This window comes from Rhodococcus ruber NBRC 15591 (assembly GCF_001894945.1).
Lineage (GTDB): Bacteria > Actinomycetota > Actinomycetes > Mycobacteriales > Mycobacteriaceae > Rhodococcus > Rhodococcus ruber.
The window spans coordinates 40,748-54,240 of the sequence record NZ_BCXE01000022.1 but is presented as its reverse complement, the minus strand read 5'-3'; the positions used below and the strand labels follow the sequence as shown (position 1 = coordinate 54,240).

Below are 13,493 nucleotides of genomic sequence, written 5' to 3'. Positions count from 1 at the left end.
TCGAGGCATGTCCTGGTTCGACGACATCCTTGCCCGTGCGGGTTCGAAATCGGTGATGGTCGCGCAGGAGCAGGCGCTGCCCGGCCGGGCCGAGCCGCTGCCCGTCCCCGACACCCACTACGTCAACGGACACCGCATCGCCCCGCCGTTCCCCGAGGGACTGCAGACCGCCGTCCTCGGGATGGGCTGCTTCTGGGGAGCCGAGAAGGAGTTCTGGCAGCTCGAGGGCGTGTACTCCACGGCCGCGGGATATGCCGGTGGATACACCCCGAACCCCACCTACGAGGAAGTCTGCTCGGGCCGGACCGGGCACACCGAGGTGGTGCTGGTGGTGTTCGATCCGAAGGTGATCTCCTACGGGGGCATCCTCAAGCAGTTCTGGGAGAACCACGATCCCACCCAGGGCATGCGTCAGGGCAACGACCACGGCACCCAGTACCGCTCGGCGATCTACACGTTCGACGAGGGGCAGATCGAGATCGCCGAGGCCACCGCCGAGAGTTACGGCGCCCGCCTCGCCGCCGCCGGCTACGGCGCCGTGACGACCGAGATCGCGCCGCTCACGCAGTTCTACTACGCGGAGGACTACCACCAGCAGTACCTGGCGAAGAATCCGAACGGGTACTGCCCCGTCCACGCCACCGGGGTGAGCTGCCCGGTCGGGCTCGGCGCCTGACGCAGCGCCCCCGCCGAGCGGATCGGCCTCGGCGACGTCCGGCGCTTCTGTGACGTTGGCCGGGACACCTTGCAGTCCTTAGCTGTGCGTATCACCCTGGAGTGAGGGAGTTGTCACGGGGGAGAGGATCGAGGCCGAGATGATGGGGAACACGAGCGGATATCTGCGGGTCCTGCGGCGCGGGCTGCGGGGTCGCCACCCGCTGATCCGGCGCACCGATCGCGTCGAGGCGCGCCTGGTGGTCGCGGTGCTGGTCCTTCTCCTGGCGGCGATCCCCCTCGCCGGCTGGGTCGGCGCCCGTACCTGGGACACCCAGTCCGCTCTGGCCGTGCAGCAGACCGCCGAGCGCACCCTCGTGACGGCGACGACGCAGGCGCCGGCCGAGACCACGGACGTCACCGTCGGCGAACTCGCGATGACGGCCTCCGCGGCCGCCCCCGCCACCTGGATGTGGGGCGACGAGAAGCGCCGCGGCGACGTCACCGTGGACTACGGCACACCCGCCGGCGCCGACGTGCAGATCTGGGTCGATCCGAACGGCGAACAGGCTCTCGCACCGCTGAGCGCGACGAGCGCGAAGATCTCCTCGGTCCTGGTCGCGGTCGCCCTCTGGTGCGCCGCGGCCCTGCTCGCCGCCGCGATGTTCGGCTACGGCCGGTGGCGGCTGGATCGCACCCGCCGCCGGGAGTGGAGCCGCGAGATCGCGGCCTTCCTCGGTTCCACCAGCAGCCACTGACCGCGCCGGCTCGTCACACCTGCGGCATGACCTCCCGCGCCACCAGTTCGAGGTGGTCGAGGTCGGCCAGATCCAGCACCTGCAGGTAGATGCGCTGCGACCCGGCCTCGGCGTAGCGGCCGATCTTGTTGATCACCTCGGCGGGGGTGCCGGCGAGGCCGTTCTCCCGCAGCTCGTCCACCTCGCGTCCGATCCGACCGGCGCGGCGGGCGATCTCCGCCTCGTCGCGACCGCAGCACAGCACGAGCGCGGTGGAGTACGTCAGCTCGGTGGGGTCGCGGTCGGCCGCGCGGCACGCCTCCTGCACCCGCGCGAACTGGGCCGCGGTCGCCTCCACCGACTGGAACGGGATGTTGAATTCGTCCGCGTACCGGGCGGCGAGGGCCGGGGTGCGGCGCTTGCCCCCGCCGCCGATCACGATCGGCGGACCGGAACGCTGGTGCGGCTTGGGCAGCGCCGGCGAATCGACGATGCGGTGGTGCGCCCCCTCGTAGGAGAAGGTCTCGCCCACGGGCGTCTGCCACAGGCCGGTGATCACGGCGAGGGACTCCTCCAGCTTGTCGAAGCGCTCCTTCAGCGACGGGAACGGGATCCCGTAGGCGAGGTGCTCCTCCTCGTACCAGCCGGCGCCCAGACCGAAGTCGACCCGCCCGCCGCTCATCGCGTCGACCTGTGCGACGGAGATCGCGAGGGGGCCGGGGTGGCGGAACGTCGCGGAGGTCACCAGCGTGCCCAACCGGATCGTGGAGGTCTCCCGCGCCAGGCCGGCCAGCGTGATCCACGCGTCGGTCGGACCGGGCAGGCCGGCGGAGTTCATCGCGAGATAGTGGTCGGAACGGAAGAACGCCCCGTAGCCGAGCCGCTCGGCCGTCTGCGCGACGGCGAGCAGGTCCTCGTAGGTGGCACCCTGCTGAGGTTCGGTGAAGATCCGTAGTTCCATGCCGTCGATCATTTCAGCTCGACGAAGACGACGTGGGTCTGCGCCGCACCGACGTTCTCGCCGGAACGGACCTGTGCGGGAGGACGCCCTCCTCGGACGCAACCGATCCTCCTTATCGGGCCGTCGCCGAGGCCCTCTCGCGCAAGCACGGGCGTGCGGGGGAGGTGGACGACGCGGCGCGATCTTCGCGGTGCCGTCGCCGGAGACCTACGAGCTGTGCGTGGTGGTGCAGAAGATGTCTGTGGTGCAGAAGATGTCTGTGGGGCAATGGATGACGTGGGTGCGTCGTCATCTCACCGCCGAAATGTTCCCGGAGTGAGGCGATGTGCGGCTGTGGAAACTGTGCCTTCTGTGGATGAAGCTGTGGAAACTGTGGATAACTCCCGCGCGGAGGCATTTTCACGCGGCGCCGGTGGAGCCCGGGAATCGGACGGGTTCCAGTTCTGCGGGGTCGCGGCGGGATGCCGGTGCTCGCTGCATACGCCCCGGCGGCGTGCCAGTATTGACGATGTGAGCTTCTCCGACGTGCCCACCGTCACCGTCTCGGACGTGCCGCCGATCGGCCCCGACGTCGTACTGCTCGACGTACGCGAATCCGACGAATGGGACCTCGGGCACGCTCCCGGGGCTCTGCACATCCCCATGAGCGACGTTCCCGCCCGCCTGGACGAGATCGACATCGACGCCGAGGTGTACGTCGTGTGCCGCCAGGGAGGACGCTCACTCGCCGTCGTCGAATACCTGTCCCACGTCGGCTACGAGGCGATCCAGGTCCACGGCGGAATGGTGTCCTGGCAGCAGAACGGACTGCCCCTCACCGCCGACGGCGACACCCCGGCGAAGATCTATTGATGGCTGCCTACCAGATCTGCGTCCGCTGCGGGCACCGCTGGCCCGTGTCCTGGCAGCCCCGGCAGTGGTGCCCGGGCTGCCGGGGCCTGCTGCTGTCCCCCGACGACACCGCCGCCCCCGTGCCGCCGGGGCGCCGCAACTTCCGCTGGGTCGCACGGCCGCCGCAGACCCGGTCCGCCGCGGACCGGCCCCGGCGCCGGTCCGCGGGACCTACCCCGCACTACCGGGATGTACCGCGCTGGGGCCTCGCCGACCCGCGTCCGGCCGACGAACCGACGGAACCGTCGCGGGAGGACGCCCTCGTCGACCTCGCGCCGACGCTCCTCGCGGGCGCGGCCGTCGTCTTCGGCCTCGCCGCGGTCGCCGAGGCGATCCGGTACGGGCTGCTGCTGTACAACCGCACGCGCCTCGTGGATCCCCTCGCTCTCGCCGCCTCCGACGCCCTGGTGTGGGCCACCCAGCTGTGCGGACCCGCCGTCGCCCTCGCCGCGGGTGTCGCGGCGACGCTGCGCCTGATCCGGGTGCGGCGACAACTGTTCGCCGCCCGCGGACTCGCCGACCCCCGCGGCCGGCTGTCGCTGCTGCTCGGCTGCCTCGTGCCCGGAGTGAACCTCGCGCTGCCCGGGGTCTTTCTCACCGAGGTCACCGGTCCCGGCGACCCGCGGCTACGACGAGCCGTGCGGACGTGGTGGGTGCTGTGGGTGCTCGGCGGCGTGCTGTTCGTCGTCAACGTGCTGTGGCGGCAGCGGGACGCCCTGCAGGCGCAGGCCGACGGCGTGCTGCTCGCCGCCGTGACCGCGGCCCTCGCCGCGGCCGTCGCCGTCGCGGCCCTGCACGTCGTGCGGCTGTTCGACGACCACGATCTGCGCGGCCGTCCCCGTCGCCTGCCCCGCCGCACCGTGGCGACCGGCCCGAAGCACGAACCCATCGCTCCGATCGAACCGGTCGGCGCCCGCACCGACGAGGTGGTGGCCTCGTGACCGCGGGCTGGGAACCGCGCGTCGTCGCCCACCGGGGGGCCTCCGCCGCCAAGGCCGAGCACACCCTCGCGGCCTACGAACTGGCGCTGCAGGAAGGCGCCGACGGCCTCGAATGCGACGTACGGCTGACCCGCGACGGGCATCTGGTGTGCGTCCACGACCGCACCGTCGACCGCACCTCCAACGGGAGCGGCATGGTGAGCGAGATGACCCTCGCCCAGCTCGAGGAACTCGACTACGGCACCCCCGGCGAGCCGGCGCGGCTGCTGACGCTGCGGCAGCTGATCGAGCTGACGCTCGATTGGACCAGCCGGCCCGTCAAGCTGTTCGTCGAGACGAAGCATCCCGTGCGCTACGGCGGTCTCGTGGAGGCGAAACTCCTCGCCGAACTGGCGCGCTTCCGGCTCGCCACCCCCGCCTCCGCGGACTTCTCCCGCGTCGTCGTGATGTCGTTCTCCGCGGCCGCGGTGTGGCGGGTGCGCAGGTCCGCGCCGCTGCTGCCGACGGTGCTCCTCGGCGACACGTCGCGTTATCTCGGGGGCAGTGCCGCCACCACCGTCGGTGCCACGGCGATCGGCCCGTCGATCTTCACGCTGCGCCAGCATCCCGAACTCGTCGACAAGGCGGCCGCCGCGGGCCGCGCCACCTACTGCTGGACCGTCGACGATCCCGCCGACGTCGACCTGTGTCGCGACCTGGGCGTCGGCTGGGTGGCCACCAACCATCCGGGGCGCACCAAGCTTCGGCTCGGCGCTTCCCGCGGCGTGTAGTTTTGCGCCGTGGCCAAGAAGAGTAAGAGAAACAGCGGACCCAAGCCCGGCGGCAACCGCGCCGCGAAGCTCGAGCAGCGGCGGCTCGCCCGGGAGGCCGAGGCCGCCACGGTCACCCGGCCGTTCGAGGGTCTCGCCCTCGAATGCGACCTCGTGGCCCTGCGCGAATTCGTGCCGTCGGCGGTGTTCCCGTTGCCGACGAGAACCCCCGGCCGGGTCGTCCAGGCGGCCACGGTGCTGCCCGGCGCCGTCGCCGCCCTCGTCCGCGAGGAAGGGGACGAGACCGCCGCGTACATCGGGTTGCAGCTCGCCGCCGGCGGCCCCGACCCGGCCGCCGAACTCGGCGCCGCGCTCGCGTGGGCGCGGGACGCGGAGGCCGGCTCGTCCCTCGCCGTCGCCGAACCCGGGCCGGACCGGCCGCGCCTGCACGACCTGCTCGACGTCGACGTCGTCCCGGCGATCACCGTGCACCGGGACTTCGACTGGTGGATCCCCGAGGGCGTCGAGGTCTCGCCCGACGTCGCGAACACCGTCCGGCACGCCAACGACGCGATCATGCCGTCCGCGCGGCTCGAGGGTGAAGGACTCGTCGCCGCGTGGTGGGTCGACGCCGGGGAGAAGGCGCACCTGCGCTGGGTGCGGCCGGAGGACGAGGACGCGCTGATGGCCGCTCTCTCGCGGGTACACGCCGCGGGCGGGCTGCACCTGGGGGACGGTTCCCGGTTCGCCGGGTCGTTCCGCACCCACGGGCTGCTCGTGCCGGTGTTCGATCTCGATCCGGAGCGGCACCCGGACGAGTGGGTCGCACCCACCGCCGAGTTCGGTGCCCGGCTCGACGAGGCGCTGGCCGTGGACGGGCCGCTCACCGCCGCCGAACGGCGCTCGCGCGACGGCCTGCGCAGCCGTCAGGTCACCCTGCGCTGAACCTGCCCCCGGGGCGAGCGGCACGACAGCCGGAACTGCTTACGACGGCGGCGTGAGCAGTTCCGGCGGGATCTGCTCGTCCCGGGCCAGGGCGTCGAAGAACGGGACGGCCCGCGACCGATCCCACACGAGCACGTTGCCGATCCCGGAGACGTCCTGGAAGCCGCCGACCGGGACGGTGGCGGTCACCGTCTCGCCCCGCATCGCCCATCCGAGCCGGGCCAGGTGCCACATGTGGTCGCCCTCGTCGACCCGCAGCGAACCGGCGACCCCGGAGGCCAGCGACCACATCCGCACCGGATTCAGCAGCGTACTCAGGCCGGTGGCCTTGCTCAGCAGGGCGGACATGAACAACCGCTGGTTGTTCATCCGGTCGAGGTCGGCCAGTGCCGTCGCGCGGGTACGCACGAAGCCGAGGGCCTGCGGACCGGTGAGTTCCTGGCATCCCGCCGGCAGGGAGATTCCCGCCAGCGGATCGTCGATGGCCTGCGGCAGGCACACGTCCACACCGCCGAGGTCGTCGACGATCGAGGCGAAGCCCCCGAACCCGATCTCGGCGTAGTGGTCGATGTGCACCCCGGTGGCGCCCTCGACGGTCTGCACCAGCAGCGACGGGCCGCCCAGCGCGAACGACGCGTTCAGCTTGTCCTGGCCGTGACCGGGGACCGGGACGTACGAATCCCGGGGGAGGGACACCATCGTGGTGGGCCCGCCACCGCTGGGCACGTGGATCAGGATGACGGTGTCGGTGCGGTCCGGACCGGTCTCCCCGCCCGTCGCGAGCTCCTGCTCCTGCTCCGCGCTGAGGCCGGTGCGACTGTCGGAGCCCACCAGCAGCCAGTTGGTCCCCGGGGTGTCGGCGATGCGGTCGGGATAGTCGGCGAGCGCGTCGACGCGGGTGAGCTTGCCGTCGAGGTAGACGGCACCCGCACCGACGAGGGCGATCAGCACGAGCACGACGATCGCGGCGCGGCGCACGACGCGACGGGCGACGCCGGGCCGGCGGCGGGGGGCCGGTTCGGGCGCGGGCGGAGCGGGCCGGCGCCGCGGCGGGGGCGGCGACGGTGGGGGCGGTGACGGCGGGGGAGAGGCCGCGCGGCGCGGCTCGTCGTACCGCTCGGGAGTCTGGGTGGGCGCCCAGTCGCGCGGCTGCCTCGGCGGCTGCCTTGGCGGCTGCTGCCGAGGCGGGGGCGCCGGCGACCGGTACTGCGGGGTGGGCGCCTGCGACCAGGCCTGCTGCGGAGCGGGGGGACGTCCGTCGCGGCGGATGATCTGCGGTCCCTCCGGCGACGGCGGCGGTGCCGGCCGGCCCATCGGTGCCGGTCGGCGCGGCGGCGGCATCTGCGGAGGCTGCCGCGGCGGCCGGGGTCGAGGGTCGGGATGGTCGCCGTTCACGACCTCCCAATGTACGCAGGCCGGGTCAGGGCAGCCAGGACACGTGCCCGCGAAGTGCCTGGTAACCGACAAATGCGACGCTGTCGATCAATGCGTGCGCCACCACCAGCGGCCACAGCTGCGACGTGCGCTGCCAGTACCGGCCGAACACCAGGCCCATCACGACGTTGCCGATCCCGCCTCCGACCCCCTGGTACAGGTGGTAGCTGCCGCGCAGCAGCGCCGACGCGAGCAGCGACGAGTTCTCCGACCAGCCGAGCTGCCGCAGCCGGGTGATCAGATACGCGACGACGAGGACCTCCTCGGCGGCGGAGTTGGCGATCGCCCACAGCACCAGCGCCGGCAGCCGCCACCAGTAGTCCTCGAGGGTGCTCGGGGCGACGGTGAGGTTGAGGCCCGCCGCGCGTGCCACCAGGTACAGGCCGAGACCCGGGATCCCGATGAGGGCCGCCAGCCCCACACCGGGCAGCAGGCCGCGCCGCACCTGGTCCCGGGCGAAACCGATCGCCCTCGGGCCGATGCCGCTGCGCCACAGCAGGTACACCCCGAGCGCCGCCCACGCCAGCAGCCGCACGATGCCGAGCAGCTGCCGGGCCAGGTCGATGAACTGCTGCGACGAGCGGGGAACGTTCAGCGCGACGGTCTGGTCGGACAGCGGCGCCGGCGCCAGCGCGGACTCGAGCAGCGACAGCATCGACGACAGCCCGCTCAGACCGAAGGTGACGAGCAGGACGATGGTGATCTCGATCCACAGCGCGCGCCGGTCCGACGGATCGAGCGGTGCGGCCGGGCGGCGCGGGGGCGGGGTCAGCCAGGTGCGGATCGTCACGGTCGCGATTGTGCCGCGTCGCCGCGGACCGCTCACATCCTGATCCTGATCGCGTGATCGGGCGTGCGAAGGAACTGCTCGGCACAGGCACGATTTCCGAGACCGGGTTCGCGGCTCTCGAGGAGCGCGCCCGACGGGGCGCGCGGCCCGACGTGCGCTGTGCGGGGTCCCTCCGGTCGGCCACGGTGGGCACCCATAGCAGCGGGAGTGTCGAAAAACGTTCGCCCCGATAATCATTCGCTGGCGAACTCGGAGTCTATGCTGTCGCCATGCTGCTCATCGGAATCCTTGTGTTCGGGATGGTCGTCGGCGCCGCGGCCCAGTTGCTGCTGGGCAGGTCGGCGGGACGGATCGATTGGACCCTCGCCTTCGCTGCCGGGCTCGCCGGGTCGTTCGTAGGCGGGCTGCTCGTCAGTCTCCTGGCCGGCGACGGATTGTCGCTACGACCGAGCGGGATCATCGGCTCGCTCGTGGGGGCGTTGCTCGTCACCGGGGCGGTGGGCTGGTGGCGGGCGCGTTCCGCCACGCCGAAGCCGTGACCCGCGGAATGCGGGCACGGAGCGGTGCAGGCGGTGTGTCTTTCGGGCGGCTGGGGCAGCCCAAAGGGCACACGGGCCGCGGAGCGGCCTGTCACCAGAAGTCGAGTGCCTCCGCGAGCGCGGTGGACTGGGCGTGGGTGGGCCGCTGCGCACCGTCGACGGCGTAGACGGTGGTACCGACGGTCGCGACGACGAGACCGTGCCGGGCGACGCCCATCGGTGGCAGCTCGGACCAGGTGCCGGTGATCAGGTCGAACGCTTCGACGTCGGCGAGGACGCGGGTGGGTTCCTCGCCCCCGGCGGCGACGATGCGGCCGTCGAGATGGGTGACGCCGAGCCCGCCGCGCGGGGTGGGCATGTCGGGTAGCGCGGTCCAGGTGTCGGTGCCGGGGTCGTACCGTTCGACGGTGGCGACGTTCTTGTCGGCGGCCAGGTCCCGGCCGCCCACCGCGTAGGCGTAGGTGCCGTCGGTGGTGGCCGCGAGGTGCTCGCGTGGGGTGGGCAGGTCGGCGACGGTGCTCCAGCTGCTGCCGTCGTACACGTCGGTGGTGGTGAGGAGGGTGTCGTCGGCCTGGCCGCCGAACACGTAGATCCGGTCCCCGATGGTGACGGCGGCCCCGGCGGCACGGGCCTGCGGCATGGCGGGCAGTTCGGCCCACTCGCCGCCGCGCAGCGCGAACACCCGATCGGACGGCCGCGCGGTGAGATCGGCGCCCTCCGGCACCCATCCACCGAGCACCACCAGTTCGTCCGCATACTCGACGGCCATCGCGTGGTTGAGCGGAAGAGGGAGATCGGGTCCCACCTTCCACGTGTCGATCGCCGGGTCGTAGCCCTCGACCCGGGCCGTGGACCCGTTGTTGTCGAGACCGCCGAGAACCCACACGGTGCCGTCGGCGACGGCGGCCGCGGTCTGCTGGCGGGCGGTCGGGGCGTCGCGCAGCTGCCGCCACGCCGGGCCGGGCTGGACGCGGCGCGGCGGGATCTGCAGCGCCTCGGTGACGGAGGTCGACTCGGCGTGGGTGGGTTCGGTGGCGCCGTCGATGGCGTAGACGGTGTCGCCGACCGCGCCGAGGGCCAGCCCGTGCCGCGGCGTCCGCAGGTCCGGTAGCTCGGACCAGGTGCCGGTGGTCAGGTCGAACGCTTCGACGTCGGCGAGGACGCGGGTGGGTTCCTCGCCGCCGGCGGCGACGATGCGGCCGTCGATGTAGGTGGCGCCGAGCCCGCCGCGCGGGGTGGGCATGTCGGGCAGGGCGGTCCACGATCCGGTGGTGGGGTCGAAGCGTTCGACGGTGGCGACGTTCTTGTCGGCGGCCAGGTCCCGGCCGCCGAGCGCGTAGGCGTAGGTGCCGTCGGTCGCGGCCGCGAGGTGCTCGCGTGGCGTGGGGATGTCGGCGACTGTGCTCCAGGCGGTGCCGTCGAACACGTCGGTGGGACGGATCAGGGTGTCGTCGGCCTGGCCGCCGAACACGTAGATCCGGTCCCCGATGGTGACGGCGGCCCCGGCGGCACGGGCGCGGGGCATCGGCGGCATCTCCACCCATTCGCCGTTGCGGACGGCGAAGACCCGGTTCGACGCGGTGGCGGTGAGGTCGGGTCCGTCCGGGATCCAGCCGCCGAGGACGACGGGCACGCCGTCCCACGTGACGGCCATCGCGTGGTTGAGCGGGATCGGCAGGTCCGGTCCGGACTTCCAGGTGTCGATGGCCGGGTCGTAGCCCTCGTGAGCGGGGGAGGAGCCGGAGTCGTCCAGGCCGCCGAACACCCACACGGTGCCGTCGGCGACGGTGGCGGCGGTCTGCTGGCGGGCGGTGGGCGCGTCCCGCAGCGGTCGCCACCCGGCGGTCGGGGCGACCTCGGTGGTCTCGCCCGCCGCGGCGGTCCCGGCGTCGCCGGCCTGCCGGGTCGCCACGAAGACGGCCGTGGCCGCGACGGCGAGCAGCGCGACGGCGAGCACGGCGAGCAGCACCGGCAGCCGCGCGGTTCGTCGCGCGGGTGACTCGCCCGGACGCGGCGGACCGGACGACGGGGGTCCGGACGACGGGGGTCCGGACCGTGGTGGGGGGCCGGACGACGGTGGTCGACCGTTCGGTCGGGGTGGGGCGGACCCCGGGGAGACCGCGGTGACCGTGGCAGGCGCGGCTGTGCCGGGCCCGGTACCGCCGGGTCCGGTGCTGCCGGGCCCGGCTGTGACAGGTCCGACGAGGGGGTGCCGGCCCGTCGGCTGGTCGTGGAACCGCGACTCGCCCGGCAGTGCCATGTCGTCGACGTGGCGGCCGTGCCGGGCCTGGACCTGCTGCAACTCGCGGCCGAAGTCGGCGGCCGTGGCGGGCCGGCGGGCCGGATCCACCGACATGGCGTGCTCGATGGCGGTGCACACGTCGTCGGGGATGCCGTGGGGGCGCAGATCCGGGATGGGCTGGCTGGTGATGCGCAGGAACTGGGCGATGATCTCCTCGCCCGTGCGTCGCTCGAACGCGGCGCGGCCGGTGATGAGGGCGAACATGGCGGCGCCGAGGCCGTAGATGTCCGAGGCGGGGGTGGGGGGTTTGCCCTCGAGCACCTCGGGGGCGGTGAACGCGAGCGATCCGGTGAAGGCGCCGGTGGCGGTTTCGAAACCGCCGGCGATGCGGGCGATACCGAAGTCGGTGAGCTGTGGCTCGCCGTACTCGGTGACGAGGATGTTGGCGGGCTTGACGTCGCGGTGCAGGGTGCCGGCGCGGTGGGCGGTCTCGAGGGCGCCGGCGAGCTTGACCCCGACGCGCACGACGTCCCACCACGGCATCGGACCGTCGCGGCGGACCCGCACCGCGAGCGAGTCGTTGGGGTGGTACGGCATCACGATGTAGGGCCTGCCGGTGGAGGTGACGCCCACCTGGAGGATGTTGACGATGTTCGGGTGGCCGGACAGTCCGCCCATCGCGAAGCCCTCGCGCAGGAACCGTTCGCGGTTCTCGGCGTCGAGGTCGGAGGAGAGCACCTTGATCGCGACGGTGCGTCCGAGGGAGCGTTGCCGGCACCGATAGACCACACCGAAGCCGCCTCGGCCGACGACGAGGGCATCGTCGAATCCCGCCGCGGCGAGTTCGGCCGCGATCCCCTGCCCGGCGGGACGGGTGGCTTCCGGATCGAAATCGGCCATGATTCGCGGCTTTCGACATGCGACGCACTGCTGACTCGAGGATACCGCCGAAGCGGGCGGGAAGATCAGTGCCTGGCGCGCAGCCCGTTGGCGAAGGGGCAGCCGACGAGGCGGCGCAGGGCGCGGCCGAGGGACTCGGCGTCGTCGGCGGGTTCGGGGAACGGAATCCGCACGTCGTGGTCGCCGCGGCCGGACTCGAGCCGCAGGCGCAGGCCGTAGCGGTCCAGGCCGAGGGGCCGGATGCGGCCACGCCGCTCGGCGGCGGGAATGTGCCGGGCGATGCGGTGGACGAGGTCGCCGTGGTCCTGCTCGAGGTGCTCGAGCCAGGCGGACTCGACGGCGGCGAACGGGTCCGGGGCGGCGGCGAGGACGTCGGCGACCTCGACGGCCTCGGCGCCGGTGGTGTCGGCGGCGACGACGGATGTGAGCCGCAGACGCAGCAGTTCGGCGCGGTGCCCGACGTCGAGCAGCGCGGGGTGCGGGAGGGTCGCGGCGATGTCGGCGGCGAGCCGCCGGGGCTCGGCGACGGTGTGTGCGGTGCCGCGGAGCCAGATGAGCGAGCGGACGGGGTTGCGCAGGCGCAGCGGCGAATGGTCGGTCAGCTCCAGCACGGCGTGCAGACCCGTGGCGCCCCGCTGCCAGGCCAGCGCGACGGCGGCACAGTCGTCCGGGACGACGACCAGCAGGTCGCCGTCGCTGTGCAGGTGGTGCAGCACCGTGGTCACGGGCGCGGCTCCGTCGGTAGCGAGTACGGCGGAGCCGGTGGCGAGCACGGCGGAGCCGGTGGCGAGTACGGCGGAGCCGGTGCGGACGATGGCGGTGCGGACGGTCTCGGCGGTCGAGGGTGCGGGAAGGGCGGTGGTGGCCGGCATCGGATCCTCCTCGATTAGTAGGTGAGGCAAACCTAAGTCATGGTGATCGGGGTCGCAACAGCCCGGCGACTAACCTGAGGAGGTGCCCATCCCGCTCACGCTCGGAATGCCGCCGTCCCGCGAGGAGCCCCGCGGCCTGCTCACCGCCCTGCTCACCCGCCGGCACCCGACCCTCGCCGACGCACTCGCCGCCCCCGCCCACACCGCGATCGGCGACCCCGTCGTGCCGGTGTCCGCGCTGACCGAGGCCCCCGCCGGGAGCGCCGCCACGCTGCGGATCGTCGGTGAACTCGACGTCGCACCCGAACGCCTGTCCGGCCTGCACCCGGTCCCGGTCCGCTACCAGCTCGACTGCCCCGCGGAAGAGCTCGACGTGGCGCTCGCAATCGCCGTCCCCGCCCCCCTGACCGTCTACGTCGACGCCGGTGACCTGCCCGAGACGGCCCGCGCGCTCGTCGGTGCCGGGCACAGCCCCGGCCTGCCCCCCGGGCGCGAGGCGGGGGAGGTCGCCGACTTCCTGTCCGTCCTCGCCCACGCCGGCACCGGCTTCGCCGCGCGCGCCCGCGACGCCGGCGAGGTGCTCGCCCTGCTCGCCGCCACCGTCGCCGCCCTGCGCGGCGACGATGTGCGCGCCGCGCTCGCCGCACCCGACCCCGCCCGGCTGACCCGGCTGATCCCCGAGGCCGCGGCCGCGGTGCGCGAGATCCTGCTCGCCGTCGAGGTCGACGACCCGCCGGCCGTCGCGCGGGACCTCGCCGGCCTCGGCCTGCCGCCGCGATGATTCCGTTTGCCCTGACGACGTTTGCCGGGACGACGTTTGCCGTGACGACAGGGTCCG

The 13,493-nt window shown here is 73.1% G+C and carries 13 protein-coding genes; 8 read left to right on the top strand and 5 right to left on the bottom strand.

Going from position 1 to position 13,493, the window contains the following annotated elements; all coding sequences use genetic code 11:
• Window positions 1-7: 7 nt before the first annotated feature.
• On the top strand, window positions 8-676 hold the full coding sequence (gene msrA / locus RR3_RS14880) for a peptide-methionine (S)-S-oxide reductase MsrA (RefSeq protein ID WP_010595968.1): 669 nt from the start codon (window positions 8-10) through the stop codon (window positions 674-676).
• Between the two features lie 139 nt (window positions 677-815).
• Window positions 816-1,412, top strand: coding sequence for an Rv1733c family protein (locus tag RR3_RS14875; RefSeq protein ID WP_017682048.1), 597 nt, complete (start codon window positions 816-818; stop codon window positions 1,410-1,412).
• 13 nt (window positions 1,413-1,425) lie between these two features.
• Here the strand turns inward: RR3_RS14875 and RR3_RS14870 are convergent, their stop codons facing one another.
• Window positions 1,426-2,352 (bottom strand): LLM class F420-dependent oxidoreductase, encoded by a 927-nt coding sequence (locus RR3_RS14870; protein WP_064066801.1) that lies wholly within the window; start codon window positions 2,350-2,352, stop codon window positions 1,426-1,428.
• Window positions 2,353-2,862: 510 nt separating this feature from the next.
• Here RR3_RS14870 and RR3_RS14865 point away from each other — a divergent pair.
• The 4 genes from RR3_RS14865 to RR3_RS14850 are packed head-to-tail and all read left to right on the top strand — an operon-like array spanning window position 2,863 to window position 5,878.
• Window positions 2,863-3,204: a rhodanese-like domain-containing protein gene (locus RR3_RS14865; RefSeq protein WP_017682051.1), complete on the top strand. Its 342-nt coding sequence runs from the start codon at window positions 2,863-2,865 to the stop codon at window positions 3,202-3,204.
• Window positions 3,204-4,184, top strand: a complete 981-nt coding sequence (locus tag RR3_RS14860) for a DUF4328 domain-containing protein (protein ID WP_064066799.1) — start codon at window positions 3,204-3,206, stop codon at window positions 4,182-4,184. Before RR3_RS14865 ends, RR3_RS14860 begins: the two co-directional genes overlap by 1 nt.
• On the top strand, window positions 4,181-4,954 hold the full coding sequence (locus RR3_RS14855; protein ID WP_040271399.1) for a glycerophosphodiester phosphodiesterase: 774 nt from the start codon (window positions 4,181-4,183) through the stop codon (window positions 4,952-4,954). Before RR3_RS14860 ends, RR3_RS14855 begins: the two co-directional genes overlap by 4 nt.
• Window positions 4,955-4,963: 9 nt before the next feature.
• Window positions 4,964-5,878, top strand: a complete 915-nt coding sequence (locus tag RR3_RS14850; RefSeq protein WP_064066800.1) for a DUF5926 family protein — start codon at window positions 4,964-4,966, stop codon at window positions 5,876-5,878.
• 39 nt (window positions 5,879-5,917) lie between these two features.
• On the opposite strand, the gene RR3_RS14845 is transcribed toward RR3_RS14850, so the two are convergent.
• Complete coding sequence (locus RR3_RS14845; RefSeq protein ID WP_234420222.1) at window positions 5,918-7,150, bottom strand: LCP family protein; 1,233 nt, start codon at window positions 7,148-7,150, stop codon at window positions 5,918-5,920.
• A 148-nt stretch (window positions 7,151-7,298) separates the two neighbouring features.
• A complete protein-coding gene (locus RR3_RS14840) occupies window positions 7,299-8,102 on the bottom strand; it encodes a CPBP family intramembrane glutamic endopeptidase (RefSeq protein ID WP_026137967.1) in 804 nt (267 codons plus the stop codon).
• A gap of 269 nt (window positions 8,103-8,371) precedes the next feature.
• Between RR3_RS14840 and RR3_RS14835 the strand changes: the two genes are divergently transcribed.
• Entirely contained in the window at window positions 8,372-8,641 is a 270-nt protein-coding gene (locus RR3_RS14835) for a hypothetical protein (protein WP_006944638.1), read from the top strand.
• 91 nt (window positions 8,642-8,732) lie between these two features.
• On the opposite strand, the gene RR3_RS14830 is transcribed toward RR3_RS14835, so the two are convergent.
• Together RR3_RS14830 and RR3_RS14825 are read right to left on the bottom strand one after the other, a co-directional pair.
• Window positions 8,733-11,783, bottom strand: coding sequence for a Kelch repeat-containing protein (locus tag RR3_RS14830; protein WP_010595978.1), 3,051 nt, complete (start codon window positions 11,781-11,783; stop codon window positions 8,733-8,735).
• Window positions 11,784-11,848: 65 nt separating this feature from the next.
• Window positions 11,849-12,655 (bottom strand): DUF2470 domain-containing protein, encoded by an 807-nt coding sequence (locus tag RR3_RS14825; RefSeq protein ID WP_010595979.1) that lies wholly within the window; start codon window positions 12,653-12,655, stop codon window positions 11,849-11,851.
• Window positions 12,656-12,761: 106 nt separating this feature from the next.
• Between RR3_RS14825 and RR3_RS14820 the strand changes: the two genes are divergently transcribed.
• Window positions 12,762-13,436 carry a hypothetical protein gene (locus RR3_RS14820; protein ID WP_010595980.1) on the top strand — a complete coding sequence of 225 codons (675 nt, stop codon included), beginning with the start codon at window positions 12,762-12,764 and terminating at the stop codon, window positions 13,434-13,436.
• Window positions 13,437-13,493: the final 57 nt, after the last annotated feature.

Coding starts and splice junctions, on each gene's coding strand:
- msrA (WP_010595968.1), top strand. CDS start 8: ATGTCCTGGTTCGACGACATCCTTGCCCGTGCGGGTTCGAAATCGGTG.
- RR3_RS14820 (WP_010595980.1), top strand. CDS start 12,762: ATGCCGCCGTCCCGCGAGGAGCCCCGCGGCCTGCTCACCGCCCTGCTC.
- RR3_RS14860 (WP_064066799.1), top strand. CDS start 3,204: ATGGCTGCCTACCAGATCTGCGTCCGCTGCGGGCACCGCTGGCCCGTG.
- RR3_RS14875 (WP_017682048.1), top strand. CDS start 816: ATGATGGGGAACACGAGCGGATATCTGCGGGTCCTGCGGCGCGGGCTG.
- RR3_RS14870 (WP_064066801.1), bottom strand. CDS start 2,352: ATGGAACTACGGATCTTCACCGAACCTCAGCAGGGTGCCACCTACGAG.
- RR3_RS14830 (WP_010595978.1), bottom strand. CDS start 11,783: ATGGCCGATTTCGATCCGGAAGCCACCCGTCCCGCCGGGCAGGGGATC.
- RR3_RS14835 (WP_006944638.1), top strand. CDS start 8,372: ATGCTGCTCATCGGAATCCTTGTGTTCGGGATGGTCGTCGGCGCCGCG.
- RR3_RS14825 (WP_010595979.1), bottom strand. CDS start 12,655: ATGCCGGCCACCACCGCCCTTCCCGCACCCTCGACCGCCGAGACCGTC.